General features: G+C 45.3%; 23 protein-coding genes. 6 read left to right on the top strand and 17 right to left on the bottom strand.

All coding sequences use genetic code 11. The features are described 5' to 3' along the window. The first annotated feature begins 33 nt into the window (after window positions 1–33). Entirely contained in the window at window positions 34–519 is a 486-nt protein-coding gene (locus tag ICV89_RS00470) for a shikimate kinase (RefSeq protein WP_215310259.1), read from the top strand. 8 nt (window positions 520–527) lie between these two features. After that, window positions 528–1,610 carry a 3-dehydroquinate synthase gene (aroB, locus tag ICV89_RS00465; protein WP_215308713.1) on the top strand — a complete coding sequence of 361 codons (1,083 nt, stop codon included), beginning with the start codon at window positions 528–530 and terminating at the stop codon, window positions 1,608–1,610. A gap of 13 nt (window positions 1,611–1,623) precedes the next feature. On the opposite strand, the gene cyaY is transcribed toward aroB, so the two are convergent. Then, the gene (gene cyaY / locus ICV89_RS00460; RefSeq protein ID WP_215308712.1) at window positions 1,624–2,007 is read right to left on the bottom strand and encodes an iron donor protein CyaY; all 384 of its coding nucleotides are present in this window, start codon (window positions 2,005–2,007) and stop codon (window positions 1,624–1,626) included. 47 nt (window positions 2,008–2,054) lie between these two features. On the opposite strand from cyaY, the gene ICV89_RS10895 reads away from it, so the two are divergent. After that, on the top strand, window positions 2,055–2,246 hold the full coding sequence (locus ICV89_RS10895) for a lipoprotein (RefSeq protein WP_223146582.1): 192 nt from the start codon (window positions 2,055–2,057) through the stop codon (window positions 2,244–2,246). Continuing rightward, on the top strand, window positions 2,243–3,541 hold the full coding sequence (gene lysA / locus ICV89_RS00455) for a diaminopimelate decarboxylase (protein WP_215308710.1): 1,299 nt from the start codon (window positions 2,243–2,245) through the stop codon (window positions 3,539–3,541). The genes ICV89_RS10895 and lysA overlap by 4 nt, the downstream gene beginning before the upstream one ends. Window positions 3,542–3,626: 85 nt before the next feature. Here the strand turns inward: lysA and ICV89_RS00450 are convergent, their stop codons facing one another. Next, the gene (locus ICV89_RS00450; RefSeq protein WP_215308708.1) at window positions 3,627–4,352 is read right to left on the bottom strand and encodes a cytochrome c; all 726 of its coding nucleotides are present in this window, start codon (window positions 4,350–4,352) and stop codon (window positions 3,627–3,629) included. A gap of 114 nt (window positions 4,353–4,466) precedes the next feature. On the opposite strand from ICV89_RS00450, the gene yihA reads away from it, so the two are divergent. Then, window positions 4,467–5,132 carry a ribosome biogenesis GTP-binding protein YihA/YsxC gene (gene yihA, locus ICV89_RS00445; protein WP_215308707.1) on the top strand — a complete coding sequence of 222 codons (666 nt, stop codon included), beginning with the start codon at window positions 4,467–4,469 and terminating at the stop codon, window positions 5,130–5,132. Next, window positions 5,116–6,135 carry a porphobilinogen synthase gene (gene hemB / locus ICV89_RS00440; protein WP_215308705.1) on the top strand — a complete coding sequence of 340 codons (1,020 nt, stop codon included), beginning with the start codon at window positions 5,116–5,118 and terminating at the stop codon, window positions 6,133–6,135. Before yihA ends, hemB begins: the two co-directional genes overlap by 17 nt. Window positions 6,136–6,182: 47 nt before the next feature. On the opposite strand, the gene dsbD is transcribed toward hemB, so the two are convergent. The 15 genes from dsbD to rplF form a co-directional block, all read right to left on the bottom strand. Beyond that, complete coding sequence (gene dsbD / locus ICV89_RS00435) at window positions 6,183–7,859, bottom strand: protein-disulfide reductase DsbD (RefSeq protein WP_215308703.1); 1,677 nt, start codon at window positions 7,857–7,859, stop codon at window positions 6,183–6,185. Window positions 7,860–7,863: 4 nt separating this feature from the next. Then, a complete protein-coding gene (gene cutA / locus ICV89_RS00430; protein ID WP_215308701.1) occupies window positions 7,864–8,196 on the bottom strand; it encodes a divalent-cation tolerance protein CutA in 333 nt (110 codons plus the stop codon). A 68-nt stretch (window positions 8,197–8,264) separates the two neighbouring features. After that, window positions 8,265–8,657, bottom strand: a complete 393-nt coding sequence (gene rplQ, locus ICV89_RS00425; protein WP_215308700.1) for a 50S ribosomal protein L17 — start codon at window positions 8,655–8,657, stop codon at window positions 8,265–8,267. A gap of 16 nt (window positions 8,658–8,673) precedes the next feature. Beyond that, a complete protein-coding gene (rpoA, locus tag ICV89_RS00420) occupies window positions 8,674–9,654 on the bottom strand; it encodes a DNA-directed RNA polymerase subunit alpha (RefSeq protein WP_015420255.1) in 981 nt (326 codons plus the stop codon). A 23-nt stretch (window positions 9,655–9,677) separates the two neighbouring features. Beyond that, complete coding sequence (gene rpsD, locus ICV89_RS00415; protein ID WP_215308699.1) at window positions 9,678–10,301, bottom strand: 30S ribosomal protein S4; 624 nt, start codon at window positions 10,299–10,301, stop codon at window positions 9,678–9,680. 117 nt (window positions 10,302–10,418) lie between these two features. Further along, window positions 10,419–10,826: a 30S ribosomal protein S11 gene (gene rpsK, locus ICV89_RS00410; protein ID WP_011901923.1), complete on the bottom strand. Its 408-nt coding sequence runs from the start codon at window positions 10,824–10,826 to the stop codon at window positions 10,419–10,421. Between the two features lie 18 nt (window positions 10,827–10,844). Further along, complete coding sequence (gene rpsM, locus ICV89_RS00405; RefSeq protein ID WP_215308697.1) at window positions 10,845–11,210, bottom strand: 30S ribosomal protein S13; 366 nt, start codon at window positions 11,208–11,210, stop codon at window positions 10,845–10,847. Between the two features lie 24 nt (window positions 11,211–11,234). After that, on the bottom strand, window positions 11,235–11,351 hold the full coding sequence (gene rpmJ, locus ICV89_RS00400) for a 50S ribosomal protein L36 (RefSeq protein ID WP_012357167.1): 117 nt from the start codon (window positions 11,349–11,351) through the stop codon (window positions 11,235–11,237). A gap of 35 nt (window positions 11,352–11,386) precedes the next feature. Continuing rightward, window positions 11,387–11,605 (bottom strand): translation initiation factor IF-1, encoded by a 219-nt coding sequence (gene infA, locus ICV89_RS00395; RefSeq protein ID WP_015420252.1) that lies wholly within the window; start codon window positions 11,603–11,605, stop codon window positions 11,387–11,389. Window positions 11,606–11,609: 4 nt separating this feature from the next. Further along, window positions 11,610–12,947: a preprotein translocase subunit SecY gene (gene secY / locus ICV89_RS00390; protein WP_215308695.1), complete on the bottom strand. Its 1,338-nt coding sequence runs from the start codon at window positions 12,945–12,947 to the stop codon at window positions 11,610–11,612. A 17-nt stretch (window positions 12,948–12,964) separates the two neighbouring features. Then, window positions 12,965–13,405, bottom strand: a complete 441-nt coding sequence (gene rplO / locus ICV89_RS00385; protein WP_215308693.1) for a 50S ribosomal protein L15 — start codon at window positions 13,403–13,405, stop codon at window positions 12,965–12,967. Between the two features lie 27 nt (window positions 13,406–13,432). Beyond that, window positions 13,433–13,621, bottom strand: coding sequence for a 50S ribosomal protein L30 (gene rpmD, locus ICV89_RS00380; protein WP_046329387.1), 189 nt, complete (start codon window positions 13,619–13,621; stop codon window positions 13,433–13,435). Window positions 13,622–13,644: 23 nt separating this feature from the next. Further along, complete coding sequence (rpsE, locus tag ICV89_RS00375) at window positions 13,645–14,163, bottom strand: 30S ribosomal protein S5 (RefSeq protein WP_015420248.1); 519 nt, start codon at window positions 14,161–14,163, stop codon at window positions 13,645–13,647. 19 nt (window positions 14,164–14,182) lie between these two features. Next, window positions 14,183–14,536, bottom strand: a complete 354-nt coding sequence (gene rplR / locus ICV89_RS00370) for a 50S ribosomal protein L18 (RefSeq protein ID WP_046329386.1) — start codon at window positions 14,534–14,536, stop codon at window positions 14,183–14,185. Window positions 14,537–14,549: 13 nt separating this feature from the next. Beyond that, on the bottom strand, window positions 14,550–15,083 hold the full coding sequence (gene rplF, locus ICV89_RS00365; RefSeq protein ID WP_215308692.1) for a 50S ribosomal protein L6: 534 nt from the start codon (window positions 15,081–15,083) through the stop codon (window positions 14,550–14,552). Between the last annotated feature and the right edge of the window lie 9 nt (window positions 15,084–15,092).

The following is a 15,092-nucleotide window of genomic DNA, read 5'->3' as shown; positions in this document are numbered from 1 at the left end:
TCTTCATCCAACAATATCTTTCTCATTGGCCTGATGGGCGCTGGAAAGTCGACCGTCGGTAAGTTGCTTGCCAAGAAATTAGGGCGCCGCTTTTTAGATGCCGACCATGTGATTGAAGATCGTTGTGGAGTCAAGATTCCCGTCATCTTCGAAATGGAAGGTGAAGATGGATTTCGTAAACGTGAGGCTCAGGCCATCAGTGACATCACAGCCGAACATGATCTCATTTTGGCAACCGGCGGCGGCGCTGTACTCCTGCCTGAGAATCGTCAGCTCCTCGGCGAGAGAGGGACAGTAATTTATCTCCACGCTAATCCCATGGAGCTGTGGCATCGCACTAAAGGCGGTGAAGGTAGGCCACTACTTAAGAATGGTGATGCAAAAAAGATTCTAGAAAACCTCTACGCTATTCGTGATCCTTTGTATCGCGAAATCGCTGACTATATTATTGAGACTGGAAAACCCAGTGTCAATCAGCTAGTCAACACTTTAATCATGCAACTCGAACTCTCCGCATAAATTTATCCATGAAAACACTAGAAGTTGATCTAGGCAATCGCAGCTACCCCATTCATATTGGTACAGATTTAATAGATCAAGCAGAATTATTTAGCGTCTGTGAAAAAGCAACATTGATTTATATTGTCACTAATACGACTGTTGCCCCTTTGTATGCAGAACGCCTTACCAAGACCTTAGAGAAACTAGGTAAGACCGTCAGAACAATTGTCTTGCCTGACGGAGAGTCTTATAAGGACTGGAAAAATCTTCAGTTGATTTTTGATGACCTCCTCAAGTTTGGCGCTGATCGTCAAACTATGTTGGTGGCTTTAGGTGGTGGCGTTATTGGAGACATGACCGGCTTTGCCGCTGCAAGCTTTATGCGCGGCATTCGCTTCATTCAAGTCCCAACAACCTTACTGGCTCAGGTGGACTCCTCAGTTGGTGGCAAGACGGGTATTAACCATCCACTTGGGAAAAATATGATCGGGGCTTTTCATCAGCCAGTAGCAGTGATTGCTGATCTCAATACCTTGAAGACATTGCCTGCACGCGAACTGTCTGCAGGCCTAGCTGAAGTAATCAAGCATGGTGCGATTGCAGATGCTGAGTTCTTAAATTGGATTGAAGTAAATGCAAAAGCTTTGCTGGCCTGCGACACCACTGCAATGGCACATGCAGTCTTACGCTCTTGCCAAATCAAATCGGCCGTAGTGTCAGCCGATGAAAGAGAAGGTGGTATTCGTGCCACATTGAATTTCGGGCATACCTTTGGCCATGCAATCGAAGCAGGCATGGGCTATGGCGAGTGGTTACATGGCGAAGCTGTTGGCTGCGGTATGGTCATGGGTGCGGACCTCTCAAGACGCCTGAACTTCATTACTCAAGATGAGGCCAACCGCCTAACTCAAATCATTCAATCCATGAATTTGCCGATAACACCACCCAAGTTTGGCGCACAGCGTTATATGGAATTAATGCAAGTGGATAAAAAGACTGAGGGCGGACAAATTCGCTACGTCGTTTTAGAGAAGATTGGCAAAGCTCAAATTAAAAGTGTTCCCGATGATCGGGTTATTGAAACTCTAACAGCGACTGGGGCAGTTTGATTTCCTGGCCTACTTATTTCTGAAGCAGGCTAATAGTGATCACCTGACCAGATTGAGCACTGGCAAATTCGGATAAGTCGCCCAGTAGTTCGCGCCCAGTTTTAGTATCTAACCACAGCGGGGAGCCTAAAGTGCCCGCCCAACGGTAGTGATAACCGCCAGATTTAGCCGCCACCCAAATCTCGTGCAAAGGGGGCTGGGTATTGACCACTATCACGCTGCGATCTCTGAACCGAATATTAATCACGTTTCCACCCTGGCGCTCCACATCCAAATCAAGGTCTAGCGCATCGTCTGCAGCTTCTAGGGCCACTTCGATGGACTCCAATAAATTACTACCCAACTGATGAAATTGCTTATCGTCAATGGTTTCTACAGTTAAATTGCCTGGCTTCATATTAGAGTCCTGCATGCTATATTCAATCATTCGTTTTAGAGACATTCATGATAGCGATTCTTAAAAGAACTCTCGGCATTGGCCTGCTAATATCCCTAGTTGGATGTGGGGTTAGAGGTCCCCTGTATTTGCCAAATGTGCCGCCAGCACCTAGTCCTCCTGCTGAGCCAGAGCCCAAAGGCAAGCTTTATCCACCCCAAAGCCCTACTGCTAATAACTCCACATCGACCAAGCAATGACAAGTAAAGCGATTCCACTCCCCGACTTAGCTGGATTTACAGAACGAAATGGCACTTGGTATGCAGAGGAAATTCCGTTATCTGATTTGGCAAAAGAATTTGGCACGCCCCTGTATGTCTATAGCAAAAAAGCATTAACTGAGGCTTATCAGGCCTACGACAAAGCTTGTGTAGATTCCTCTGGCAAAAGACGAGCTCGCGTTCACTATGCGATGAAGGCAAATAGCAATTTAGCGGTGATTGATTGCTTTAAAAAATTAGGCTCCGGCTTTGACTTAGTCAGCGGCGGTGAATTAGCGCGCGCCCTAGCTGTTGGAGCAGATCCAAAAAGTTTAGTGTTTGCAGGTGTTGGCAAATCTGCTCATGAAATTGCGCAAGCCTTGCAAGCAGGCGTTAAATGTATCAATGTAGAGTCAATTGCAGAGCTACACCAAATTAATCGGGTTGCCACTAAGCTAAACCGCCGTGCCCCAATCTCCTTACGAGTGAATCCTGATGTAGATGCACAAACGCATCCTTACATTTCTACCGGATTAAAAGGCAATAAATTTGGTATCGCTTATCACGAGGTTTTAAAAACATATCGTGAAGCAGCCCTACTGTCACAAATTGATGTGGTTGGCATTGACTGTCATATTGGTTCGCAAATCACAAATACTTCACCCTATCTTGACGCGCTTGATAAAGTGCTTGAGCTAGTGACTCAATTGAAAAAAGAGGGTATTGAGATACACCATCTTGATTTAGGTGGAGGTCTTGGTATTTCTTATGGCGACGATAACCCGCCAGACATTACTGAGTTCACTAACACCTTACTCAATCGCGTTGCTGAACGTGGCTTTGGGCATCTTGATATAGTCTTAGAGCCTGGTAGATCTTTAGTGGGTAATGCTGGCCTACTCTTGACGCAAGTCGAATATCTCAAGCCTGGTGCTGAGAAAAACTTTTGTATTGTGGATGCAGCAATGACAGAGTTGATGCGCCCAGCGCTCTACGAGGCATATCACGGAATCGTTCCAGTGCAAACTAAGCAAGTTACAAGCTCTACTTATGACGTCGTTGGACCCGTATGTGAATCTGGTGACTGGCTTGGAAGAGATCGTCAGCTTGCGGTTGAAGAAGGTGATCTGCTCGCTATTTTATCTGCTGGCGCCTATGGCTTTGTGATGGCTTCCAATTACAACACAAGACCAAAACCCGCAGAGATCATGGTTGACGGTAAGAATGCCTATGTTATTCGTGCACGTGAAAACATTGCCGATCTCTTTTCTAGTGAAGCCACCTTGCCAGAATAAATTTAATTCATTTCTCTTGGTAAATTCCAAGCAATAAAAAACCCCGCTACATCAGCGGGGTTTTTGTTTTTTACTGAAGTAATGATTAATGCAAGCCTGCCATGTAATCAGAAACCGCTTTCATCTCTTGATCAGAAAGTTTCGTGGCAATCGTTGTCATCTGAGTACTATTTTTACGAGTACCTTCACGGAAATTGACTAGCTGATTGTAGGAATATTCAGCCCACTGTCCGCCTTGGCGTGGATATTGCGCAGGAATACCTGCACCGTTAGGACTATGGCAGCCAGCGCAGGCTGGAACACCCTTTGATGCAATACCGCCACCATAAATACTCTTACCCAATGCAAGAGCATCTTTACTTTGGGCAACACCTTGGGATGGAGCCTGCTGAGAAAGGAAAGTGCCAATATTGATCATATCTTGCTCATTTAAGGGCATAGACATGCCCATCATGATGGCATTCACTCTAGTGCCTTCTTTAAAATTCTTTAACTGTTTCGCTGTGTATGCAGCATGCTGAGCAGACAACTTGGGCCAAGTAGCTACAGCGCTCTGACCCTTAGGGCCATGGCATGTAATACAGGCTACAACTCCGCGACTTGCATCTCCAGAGTTATAGAGTGATTCACCAGCAGCCGCATCAACCTTTGGCTTAGCTAGAACCGCGGCCTTTGTCTCTGCGGCGGGAGCCATGGGTGCCGGATCGGCAGCAAAAGCTTGTGGCGCAAGACCGCTTAGAGCGAAAATAGACAGAACTGCAAAGCCAGCACGTAAGCTAGTTAATTTGGAGATTTGAGGGGTTTGACGCATTATGTTTACCTTGGCAAAAATTCCTAAAAGTGTTTGGGCCCTACTTTTACAACCTTTTACCCAACACCATGAGATATTTCATGATTTTGCGTGATTTTACAATAGCTTCTGGACATGTCTAAACTCTTTCAAGCCCGATTTGCAACCACAGTCAATGACACCCATTGTCTACCTGCCACTCCACTCCGAGAGGTAGCCTTTGCTGGGCGCTCAAATGCGGGTAAATCCAGCGCAATTAATGTGCTTTGTAACCAAAAACGCCTTGCTTTTGCCAGTAAAACACCTGGGCGCACCCAGCACATTAACTATTTTGGCCTTTTTGCAAAAGATGATCTTTTGGCCTATCTGGTGGATTTGCCTGGATATGGCTATGCCGCTGTCAATCATGAGACCAAATACCATTGGGATGCCCTTCTCAGCGATTATCTGCAAGAGCGGGAGCAACTGGTAGGCATGGTACTGATTGTGGACTCCAGGCGCGGTATTACCGAGCTGGACGAGCAAATGATTGAGTGGTTTGTCCCAACCGGCAAACCCATCCATATTTTGCTCAGTAAGTGCGACAAGCTCAATAAAAGTGAATGTAAGCACGCCTTAGAGGCGGTGCGCAAACAATTACAACAATATGATCCAGCCTTGCCTGATGGCAATGGTGATTCCAAGAAACTTACGGCACAATTATTCTCAAGCACCAAGCGTATTGGTCTTGAAGAGGCCGACAATATTGTTATTAAATGGTTATTTGCAGCGGAGACTCAAGAAGATGAAATCACAAGCTAACTCTGTATTGAGCTTTCCGGCTCATCGCCCTCGTCGTATGCGACGCGATGATTGGTCACGTCGCCTGATGCAAGAAAATCATCTCAGTACAAGTGACCTAATCTATCCAGTATTTTTACTCGAGGGTACAAATCAATCTCAAGGTGTTGCCTCCATGCCTGGGGTTAATCGCGTATCACTCGATTTACTTTTTAGCGTTGCCGAAGAATGCGTCTCTTTAGGCATCCCCGTACTAGCACTCTTTCCAGTGATTGATGCCTCTCTAAAAACACCTGACGGCAATGAAGCCTTCAATCCGAATGGCTTAGTTCCAAATGCAGTGCATGAACTCAAGAAACGCTTTCCTAATTTAGGCATCATGACCGATGTAGCGCTTGACCCTTACACAAGCCATGGTCAAGATGGCGTACTAGATGATCAAGGTCGCATCCTGAATGATGAGACTACGGCAATCTTGGTTCAACAAGCTGTTGCTCAAGCACAAGCTGGCGTTGATATCGTTGCACCATCGGACATGATGGATGGTCGTATCGGAAAAATTCGCGCAGCCTTAGAGCAAAAGAATCTGATACATACCCGCATCATGGCTTATTCCGCCAAATATGCGTCTGCTTTTTATGGCCCATTTCGTGATGCAGTTGGTTCAGCAAAAAATTTAGGCAAAGCTGATAAGAAAACCTACCAGATGGATTGCGCTAATACTGATGAGGCTTTGCGGGAGGTTGCCCTAGATATTAGTGAAGGTGCTGACATGGTAATGGTTAAACCTGGCATGCCTTACCTAGACATCGTTCGCAGAGTACGCGATGAATTTAACTACCCCACTTATGCCTATCAAGTGAGCGGTGAATACGCCATGCTCAAAGCTGCTGCACAAAATGGCTGGCTTGATCATGATGCTGTGATGATGGAATCCTTGCTCGCCTTTAAGCGTGCTGGTGCTCATGGCATTTTGACCTACTTCGCACTCGAAGCAGCGCGCCTAATCAAAGCAAATAAATAATTATTTAGGTATGAATGGGTTCTATGCCCATTCATATTTAAGATCCATTAATTTCCCAGCACCTTTTTCAAGCGCTCAACAAAACGTTGTGGTGGCATATAGCCAATTACCCGTTGATCTTTTAATTCTTCTAAGTTGAGATCAAAAATCAGAATTCCAGGCGGGCCAAATAATCCAAAGCGTTTCAATAAAGCCTGATTCTCGACACTATTCTTTGTTACATCCGCCTGCAGTAAAACAAATTTCTGTAGCTCGTCATTCACTGCGGGATTGGCAAACGTGTTGACCTCCATCTCCTTGCAAGAGATGCACCAGTCTGCATAAAAATCTAAGAGCACTAACTTCTTTTGCTCTTTTGCTTTGGATAAAAATTGGTCTAATTGCGCACTAGAGTCAATCACGACAAAACTAGCTGCTCCAATCTGATGTTGTCGCTGACCATTGACTACCTTCTTGCTTCCCGCTTCTCCGCTGCTACTTTGTATTAGCGGTGAAGCAATCCATGCCGCAGTAGCAACCAATAAAACACCCAATGTTCTTTGTAACCAAACCATCCAAATGCCAGTGGATGGAATTAAGATGCGAGCCTCAATGGCAATAAAGAAAAGCGGCAATCCCATGCCTAAAGCCATTACAAAAAGGAGCCCTGCCCCCAAACTCATTGAACCTGTTTGAGCAATAAAAGCGAGCACTCCAGCTAAGGGAGCGGTAATACAAGGACTGGCAACTAATGTTGAAATTCCACCTAAAGCAAAGGCGCCTGCAAAGCTACCGCCCTTGTGACGCCCCGCCAGTTGGTCCACCTTTTGCTGCCATGAGTGTGGCATTCTGAGCTCGTATAGACCAAATAAACTCCCCGATAGGGCCAATAGAAGCAATGCAAACCCAATCAGCGCTGCAGGGCTTTGTAGGGCTCTTTGAACGCTACTCCCTAGCGCAGCCATCAGGACCCCTGCCAAGGCGTAGACGCAGGCCATCCCAAGCACATAGGCCGCCGCCAAGAGGCTAGCACGTCCCTTAGCAATGGATTGCTTGCCCTGCGTTCCAAACACGATGCTCGATAAAATAGGCAGCATGGGAAGTACGCAAGGCGTAAAAGCTAAAGCCAAACCCAGAATGAAGAAGGCCAAGAATAAATATGCTGTGGGCGTGCTCTCTAAAAAGCGACTTATGGCATTCACATCATCGCGCTCACGCCAGACATCCAGCAAGCTAAATACTTTTTTTGAATACTTGTTTGAATCAACTCCATCCAACACTTCTGGTATCGGCCGCGCCTTCACTCCGGGACCCGAAAGTAAAAATTTCAGGGTCATTGGTGGATAACAAATTCCTGCTTCGGCACAACCCTGCAATTCCAATTCCACGTAGAGTGGCTTTCCTATTTCAGCTTTTTTATCTAGTGTAATAAGAAATGCCTGTTTATAAACCTGCATTTTCTTTTGAAAAGTCTCATCAAACTTTTCGATGCCAGCTGGGAACGATGTCTTCACAAGCTCTAATTTATTCGGCTGAAAGCCTATCTTTAGATGGAGAGATTCCTGATAGATGTAGTAAGCCTTAGCCGGAAAAATTTCTATCTCGACATCATTTGTATTGGTCACCCATGTTGCTTCAGCCTGAAATGCTTTCTCAGGAGGGAGGAATTCCGGCGCCGCATATGCATTGCTAATTACTACAAACAATGCATATGCTAGGGGAATAAATTTACTAAGGAATTTCATTGAACTACTTTACCTCGGACTCTACCCATTTGCCATAATGCGCCTCGTATTTTTCTGGGGCATGGGCAATCAATTCTGGTAGATCATAGGGATGATGAATTTTGATGAAGCTAGAAATATCAATCCATTTATCTGCAATTGTTTTTGCTGATAATAAAACTTCCTTTTCTTCGCAAATCTTGCCATCCCACCGATAGATGGAATGAACACCCTCTTGAATTTGTACGCAGGCCGCTAATTGGCCCTCAATCAGTTGATGCGCCATTTTCTTTGCGTCCTCTAGCGATGCAAAAGTGGTGACAACAATCAGTAACTCAGTAGATTTATCAGGGGTCATTTCGTATTTATAACCGTATCAATGAAAAAAGCCAGACCGAAGCCTGGCTTTTAATCTTACTAAAGCGCTTAAGCTGCTTCAGCTACTGCTGTTTCTTCAACTTCTGGGCGATCTACCAACTCAACCAAAGCCATAGGTGCATTGTCACCATGACGGAAGCCGAACTTCAAAATACGAAGATAGCCACCTGGACGAGTTGCATAACGTGGGCCTAACTCTGTGAAGAGTTTGGTAACGATATCGCGATCACGTGTGCGATTGAATGCTAAGCGACGGTTTGCTAAGTTATCTTTTTTACCCAAGGTAATCAAAGGCTCAACAACCATGCGCAATTCTTTTGCTTTTGGCAAAGTGGTTTTAATCACTTCGTGCTCCAAAAGAGAATTGGACATGTTGCGCAGCATCGCTAAGCGATGTGATGATGTTCTATTTAGTTTGCGTAAGCCGTTTCCGTGACGCATGATGCTTCCTTTCTAATTATTTCTCGAGGTTAGCTGGAGGCCAGCTTTCGAGTTTCATGCCAAGACTTAAGCCACGAGCCGCCAATACATCTTTGATTTCATTCAAAGACTTACGACCTAAATTAGGCGTCTTCAACAATTCATTCTCAGTACGTTGAATTAAGTCACCGATGTAGTAAATGTTCTCAGCCTTCAAGCAGTTCGCAGAGCGCACTGTGAGTTCGAGATCATCAACCGGACGCATCAACATTGGATCAACCATTGAAGAGCGGCTTGGCGCGAGATCACCAGAAACTTCGCTACTTTCAAGGGCTGCGAATACAACCAATTGATCAACCAAAATAGTAGCGGCTTGACGAATTGCTTCTTCAGGAGACAACACACCATTTGTTTCGATTGTCATAACTAGACGATCTAGGTCGGTACGTTGCTCAACACGAGCAGATTCAACAGCATAGCTAACACGGCTTACTGGGCTAAATGAGGCATCCAGCACGATACGACCAATGATCTTGGTAGCTTCGTCATGGTATTGACGCATATTGCCTGGCACGTAGCCACGACCTTTTTCAACCTTGATCTGCATATCCAACTTGCCACCAGCTGACAAGTGAGCGATAACGTGATCAGGATTAATGATTTCTACATCATGTGGCAAGTCGATATCTTTTGCAGTAACTACGCCTGGACCTTCTTTACGCAAATTGATAGTAACTTCATCACGTGACTGCAACTTAAATACGATACCTTTGAGGTTCAACAAAAGGTTAACTACATCCTCTTGAACGCCATCTAATGTGGAGTATTCATGAACAACACCTGCAATTGCTACTTCAGTTGGCGCATAACCAACCATCGAGGACAACAAAACACGACGTAATGCATTGCCGAGTGTGTGGCCATAACCACGCTCGAACGGCTCCATAACAACCTTAGCTTGGTTGGCGGTAAGCGCTTCAACAGAAATAATTTTTGGCTTGAGCAAATTTGTTTGCATATTTTTTCCTTGAGAGTGCCTAATTAGCGTGAGTACAATTCGACGATCAAACTTTCATTAATTTCGCCGCTAATGTCTTCACGGTCAGGCACTTGCTTAAATGTTCCCTCCAGCTTGGCCGCATCGACTGATACCCAGCCAACTGCTGCCATCTGCTGAACCAAATTGAGTGATTCTGTAATACGAGCTTGCTTCTTCGCTTTTTCACGAATAGCAACTACATCACCAGGCTTGACCTGAATAGATGGAATATTTACTGGGCTACCATTGAGCAAAATTGCGCAGTGGGAAACCAATTGACGCGCTTCAGCACGAGTAGAACCAAAGCCCATACGATAAACAACGTTATCAAGACGTGATTCCAACAACTGAAGTAATGTTGAGCCAGTATTGCCCTTACGACGCTCAGCTTCAGCGAAATAACGACGGAACTGACGCTCTAGAATTCCGTACATACGCTTTACCTTTTGCTTTTCACGCAATTGATTACCGTAATCGGATGTTCTTGAGCCAGATGTACGGCCATGTTGACCAGGCTTAGTATCTAACTTGCACTTGTCTGACAGGGCGCGACGTGCGCTCTTTAAAAATAAGTCGGTACCTTCCCGACGTGCTAATTTGGCCTTAGGCCCTAAGTAACGTGCCACGATGCTTTCCTTTCTTTGCCGCAGTCTTACGACTCACGGTGAGTTCACCCTTTAATTCAGATGAACAGTGGGCTTTAATAAAAACTACTAAAACTGTTGTACTGCCAACATCCAAGCTTAGATACGACGACGCTTTGGAGGGCGGCAACCATTGTGTGGAACTGGAGTTACGTCTTGAATCTCAGTGATCTTGATACCCAAAGAGTTCAATGCACGAACTGCTGATTCACGACCTGGACCTGGGCCCTTGATCTGAACTTCTAAATTCTTGATTCCGCACTCAACAGCAGCTTTACCTGCTACCTCTGCTGCTACCTGAGCTGCAAAAGGAGTTGATTTACGTGAGCCCTTAAAGCCCTGTCCACCAGATGTTGCCCATGAAAGCGCATTTCCTTGGCGATCAGTGATCGTAATAATGGTGTTGTTAAAAGAAGCGTGAACGTGTGCAATACCATCAGCAACGTTCTTTTTAACCTTCTTGCGTGCGCGCTGTGAAGCTGCAGAAGCGGATTGTTGTTTTGCCATGTCAATAAACTTTCTTGATTATTTCTTGAGTTGCACGCCAGACTTACGTGGGCCCTTGCGGGTACGCGCATTAGTCTTAGTACGTTGACCACGAACAGGCAAGCCCTTACGATGACGAACGCCACGATAGCAGCCTAAGTCCATCAAACGTTTGATGCTCATCGTTACTTCACGACGAAGGTCACCTTCAGTGATGAACTTACCTACTTCATCACGTAACTTTTCCAAGTCAGCGTCAGTAAGATCTTTAACTTTTTTGTCGATAGCAACACCTGTGGTTTCACAAATTTTGCGAGCACGTGTTGTGCCAATGCCAAAAATTGCTGTTAAACCAATAACAGTATGTTGATGATTTGGGATATTTACCCCAGCGATACGTGCCATGAGATTTCCTCTTAATTAACCAGATCAGCCTTGACGCTGCTTATGACGTGCGTCTGAAGAACAGATCACGCGAACAACGCGTTTGCGCTTAATGATCTTGCAATTTCTGCAAATACACTTAACGGATGCTAAAACTTTCATAACTCACCTCTAAAAAAATATGTACTTCTTAATCTTTACTTTGCTCGGAAAATGATTCTGGCGCGCGTCAGGTCGTAAGGAGTCATCTCCACCGTCACCTTATCTCCTGGCAATATGCGGATGTAATGCATCCTCATCTTTCCAGAAATGTGCCCTAGAACCACATGTCCGTTCTCTAGCTTCACGCGAAACATTGCGTTCGGCAAATTCTCAATAATTTCTCCCGCCATCTGAATTACATCGTCTTTAGACATTCAGTTAAGCGCCCATCTTAAAGTTAGCTTTTTTCATCAAAGAACCATATTGTTGTTGCATTACGAATGACTGAACTTGAGCCATGAAGTCCATTGCAACAACGACAATAATCAACAATGAAGTACCGCCAAAATAGAATGGCACGTTGTACTTCAACACTAAGAATTCTGGCAACAAACAAACCAAAACCATATAAATTGCACCGGCCAATGTCAAACGTACTAAGATCTTGTCGATATAACGACCCGTTTGATCGCCAGGACGAATACCTGGAACAAAGGCACCGCTCTTCTTTAGATTCTCCGCTGTATCACGGCTATTGAAAACCAAAGCTGTGTAGAAAAAGCAGAAGAAAATAATCGCTGCCGCATACAAGATTGTGTAGACAGGCTGACCTGGGGCTAATGTTGCTGCCAAGTCTTTGATCACCTTGCTAAACATATTGCTTGGCTCACCTGATGTAAACCAGCCAGCAATCGTTGCAGGGAACAGAATAATAGATGAAGCAAAAATTGGAGGGATAACACCAGCCATGTTCAACTTCAATGGGAAGTAGGAAGACTGACCGCCGTACACCTTATTGCCAACTTGACGCTTAGCGTAGTTCACCAAGATACGGCGCTGACCACGCTCTACAAACACTACAAAATAAGTTACTGCAATACAGATCACTACGATAAGCAATGCAGAGAGGATATTCATGGAACCGGTGCGAACTAATTCAAGCAAGCTACCGATTGCAGTTGGCAAGCCAGAAACAATGCCGCCAAAAATAATGATGGAGATACCATTACCAAGACCACGCTCAGTAATTTGCTCGCCAAGCCACATGAGGAACATAGTGCCAGTAACCAAAGTCACCACTGTGTTGAGTTCAAACATCAGGCCAGGGTTAATAACCAAACCTGGTTGGGCTTGCAAAGCAACGGAGATGCCTAAAGCCTGGAATGTCGCTAGGAGCACAGTGCCGTAACGGGTGTACTGAGTAATCTTGCGCTGTCCTGCTTGACCTTCTTTTTTCAGAGATTCTAGTGAAGGGATGACAATAGTCATCAACTGCATAATGATCGATGCAGAAATGTACGGCATGATTCCTAAGGCAAATACTGTGAAGCGAGATAAGGCACCACCCGAGAACAGGTTGAACATTCCTAAGATGCCATCTTTTTGACCGGAGAACAATTGTGCTAATTGGTCTGGATCAATACCAGGCACAGGGATATGCGCACCCAAACGGAACACGAGCAATGCTAAAACCAGGAATACCAAGCGTTGGCGTAATTCGCCAAACTTGCTTCCTGATTGAGCAATATTTGCTGCGTTGGTAGGTGCGAGTGCCATCGTTTACTTAAAGCTAATTAAACTAAGTCAACCAATTTGCCGCCAGCTGCTTCGATAGCTGCTTTTGCACCTGCAGTTGCAGTAATACCTTTGAGGGTTACAGCAATAGACAGTTCACCTGTCTTAATAACTTTAACTGAATTAATCTGCTCACCAGCAAAACCGTGGGCTCTCAAAACTAATAAATCCACTTCTGGCAAGTTGATTTTTGCTAAGTCATTCAAAGTAATTTGACCAACGTGACGACGTGTCAAGGACACGAAACCACGTTTAGGTAAACGACGATACATTGGCATCTGGCCGCCCTCGAATCCAACTTTGTGGAATCCGCCGGAACGTGACTTCTGACCTTTGTGACCACGACCAGCTGTTTTTCCAAGACCAGAACCGATACCGCGACCTACGCGACGACGATTTTTATTGGAGCCCGGTGCGGGTTTGAGTGTATTGAGTTGCATATTCTTCGCCTATTTACTTGCTAGTTATTAGCCAACGACTTTAACTAGATAAGAAACTTTATTAATCATTCCGCGAACAGCTGGTGTGTCTTCCAATTCTGAAACAGAATTGATACGACGCAGGCCTAAGCCGCGAACGGTTGCACGGTGGCTTTCGCGTGTGCCGATCAAGCTGCGTACTAATTGCAGTTTGACTTTGGAGTTAGTTGTTGTCATTTATAGATTCCTAATATTTGGTCTTAGCCGAGAATCTCTTCAACTGACTTACCGCGCTTAGCAGCAATTTCAGAAGGAGTACTCATCTTGCTCAAGCCATCAATCGTTGCACGAACCATGTTGTAAGGGTTTGTTGATCCAAGTGACTTAGCAACAACGTTAGTTACACCCATTACATCGAAAATGGCGCGCATTGGGCCACCGGCAATAACACCAGTACCGTCTTTAGCTGGAGAAATCATCACGCGTGATGCGCCATGTTTACCAATTACAGTGTGCTGCAAAGTACCTTTACGCAAGGAAACCTTGATCATCTTGCGACGTGCTTCGTCCATTGCCTTTTGAACAGCAACTGGCACTTCTTTTGATTTACCTTTGCCCATGCCGATACGACCATCGCCATCGCCAACTACAGTGAGTGCAGCGAAGCCGAGAATACGACCACCCTTAACCACTTTAGTTACACGATTAACAGCAATCATCTTCTCGCGAAGACCATCATCACGCTCTTCGTTTTGCATCTTGGTTTGCATTTTTGCCATGTCTTTTTCCTAAACCTTTTTAGAACTTCAGGCCGGCTTCACGCGCAGCTTCAGCTAAGGCCTTAATACGGCCGTGGTAACGATGACCGGAACGATCAAAAGCAACATCAACAATGCCTGCCTTAACAGCACGCTCAGCAACTAACTTGCCGATTTGTTTAGCCGCTTCAGCGTTGCCGCCGTTTTTGATCGCTTGGCGCAAATCTTTTTCCATTGTTGAAGCAGCTGCTACAACCTTGGTTCCACATGGGCTATAAACCTGCGCAGAAATATGTGTGTTGCTACGGATAACTGTTAAGCGATTTGCCAATGCTTCGGCAATGCGAATACGAGTCTGCCTAGCACGTCTTTGTCTGGATTCGTCTTTATTCATTTTCTAATCTCGCTTACTTCTTCTTAGTTTCTTTCAGGTGCACAACCTCATCCACGTAGCGAACACCTTTGCCTTTGTATGGCTCTGGTGAACGGTATGCGCGAACTTCAGCAGCAACCTGGCCAACTTGCTGCTTGTTGGAGCCTTTGATAATGATTTCAGTTTGAGTTGGAGTCTCAGCTTTTACACCCTTTGGAAGGTTGTAAATAATGTCGTGTGAGAAACCTAACTGCAACTTCAATGATTCGCCCTGAGCTGCAGCACGGTAACCAACGCCCACCAAGCTGAGCTTGCGCTCAAAGCCAGTAGTTACGCCAACAACCATGTTGTTTACTAATGCGCGAGCCGTACCTGACTGTGCACCAGCTTCTGGTGTGTTGTTATTTAAAACAACTGTCAATACGCCATCTTCTTGTTTCAGACCAACAGAAGGATGCAAGTTGTGCGTCAAAGTGCCTAATGGGCCTTTAACAGTAATATTTGCACCATTGATGCTGATTTCAGCGCCCTTTGGGACTGGAATAGGTGATTTACCAACGCGGGACATATTTCTCTC

Source organism: Polynucleobacter sp. Adler-ghost (assembly GCF_018688495.1).
Classification (GTDB): domain Bacteria; phylum Pseudomonadota; class Gammaproteobacteria; order Burkholderiales; family Burkholderiaceae; genus Polynucleobacter.
The sequence above is the reverse complement of the archived record's forward strand: the minus strand, read 5'-3'. Positions and strand labels throughout refer to the sequence as shown.

What these genes read in the sequence shown, in the direction of transcription:
- rplO (WP_215308693.1), bottom strand. Translation starts at nt 13,405, where the DNA reads ATGCAACTCAATACACTCAAACCCGCACCGGGCTCCAATAAAAATCGT.
- ICV89_RS00470 (WP_215310259.1), top strand. Translation starts at nt 34, where the DNA reads ATGGGCGCTGGAAAGTCGACCGTCGGTAAGTTGCTTGCCAAGAAATTA.
- rplR (WP_046329386.1), bottom strand. Translation starts at nt 14,536, where the DNA reads ATGAATAAAGACGAATCCAGACAAAGACGTGCTAGGCAGACTCGTATT.
- hemB (WP_215308705.1), top strand. Translation starts at nt 5,116, where the DNA reads ATGAAATCACAAGCTAACTCTGTATTGAGCTTTCCGGCTCATCGCCCT.
- rpoA (WP_015420255.1), bottom strand. Translation starts at nt 9,654, where the DNA reads ATGCAAACAAATTTGCTCAAGCCAAAAATTATTTCTGTTGAAGCGCTT.
- infA (WP_015420252.1), bottom strand. Translation starts at nt 11,605, where the DNA reads ATGTCTAAAGACGATGTAATTCAGATGGCGGGAGAAATTATTGAGAAT.
- rplF (WP_215308692.1), bottom strand. Translation starts at nt 15,083, where the DNA reads ATGTCCCGCGTTGGTAAATCACCTATTCCAGTCCCAAAGGGCGCTGAA.
- rpsM (WP_215308697.1), bottom strand. Translation starts at nt 11,210, where the DNA reads ATGGCACGTATCGCTGGGGTAAATATCCCAAATCATCAACATACTGTT.
- yihA (WP_215308707.1), top strand. Translation starts at nt 4,467, where the DNA reads ATGTCTAAACTCTTTCAAGCCCGATTTGCAACCACAGTCAATGACACC.
- rplQ (WP_215308700.1), bottom strand. Translation starts at nt 8,657, where the DNA reads ATGCGTCACGGAAACGGCTTACGCAAACTAAATAGAACATCATCACAT.
- aroB (WP_215308713.1), top strand. Translation starts at nt 528, where the DNA reads ATGAAAACACTAGAAGTTGATCTAGGCAATCGCAGCTACCCCATTCAT.
- lysA (WP_215308710.1), top strand. Translation starts at nt 2,243, where the DNA reads ATGACAAGTAAAGCGATTCCACTCCCCGACTTAGCTGGATTTACAGAA.
- secY (WP_215308695.1), bottom strand. Translation starts at nt 12,947, where the DNA reads ATGGCACTCGCACCTACCAACGCAGCAAATATTGCTCAATCAGGAAGC.
- cyaY (WP_215308712.1), bottom strand. Translation starts at nt 2,007, where the DNA reads ATGAAGCCAGGCAATTTAACTGTAGAAACCATTGACGATAAGCAATTT.
- rpmD (WP_046329387.1), bottom strand. Translation starts at nt 13,621, where the DNA reads ATGACAACAACTAACTCCAAAGTCAAACTGCAATTAGTACGCAGCTTG.
- rpmJ (WP_012357167.1), bottom strand. Translation starts at nt 11,351, where the DNA reads ATGAAAGTTTTAGCATCCGTTAAGTGTATTTGCAGAAATTGCAAGATC.
- ICV89_RS00450 (WP_215308708.1), bottom strand. Translation starts at nt 4,352, where the DNA reads ATGCGTCAAACCCCTCAAATCTCCAAATTAACTAGCTTACGTGCTGGC.
- rpsE (WP_015420248.1), bottom strand. Translation starts at nt 14,163, where the DNA reads ATGGCAAAAATGCAAACCAAGATGCAAAACGAAGAGCGTGATGATGGT.
- dsbD (WP_215308703.1), bottom strand. Translation starts at nt 7,859, where the DNA reads ATGAAATTCCTTAGTAAATTTATTCCCCTAGCATATGCATTGTTTGTA.
- rpsK (WP_011901923.1), bottom strand. Translation starts at nt 10,826, where the DNA reads ATGGCAAAACAACAATCCGCTTCTGCAGCTTCACAGCGCGCACGCAAG.
- ICV89_RS10895 (WP_223146582.1), top strand. Translation starts at nt 2,055, where the DNA reads ATGATAGCGATTCTTAAAAGAACTCTCGGCATTGGCCTGCTAATATCC.
- cutA (WP_215308701.1), bottom strand. Translation starts at nt 8,196, where the DNA reads ATGACCCCTGATAAATCTACTGAGTTACTGATTGTTGTCACCACTTTT.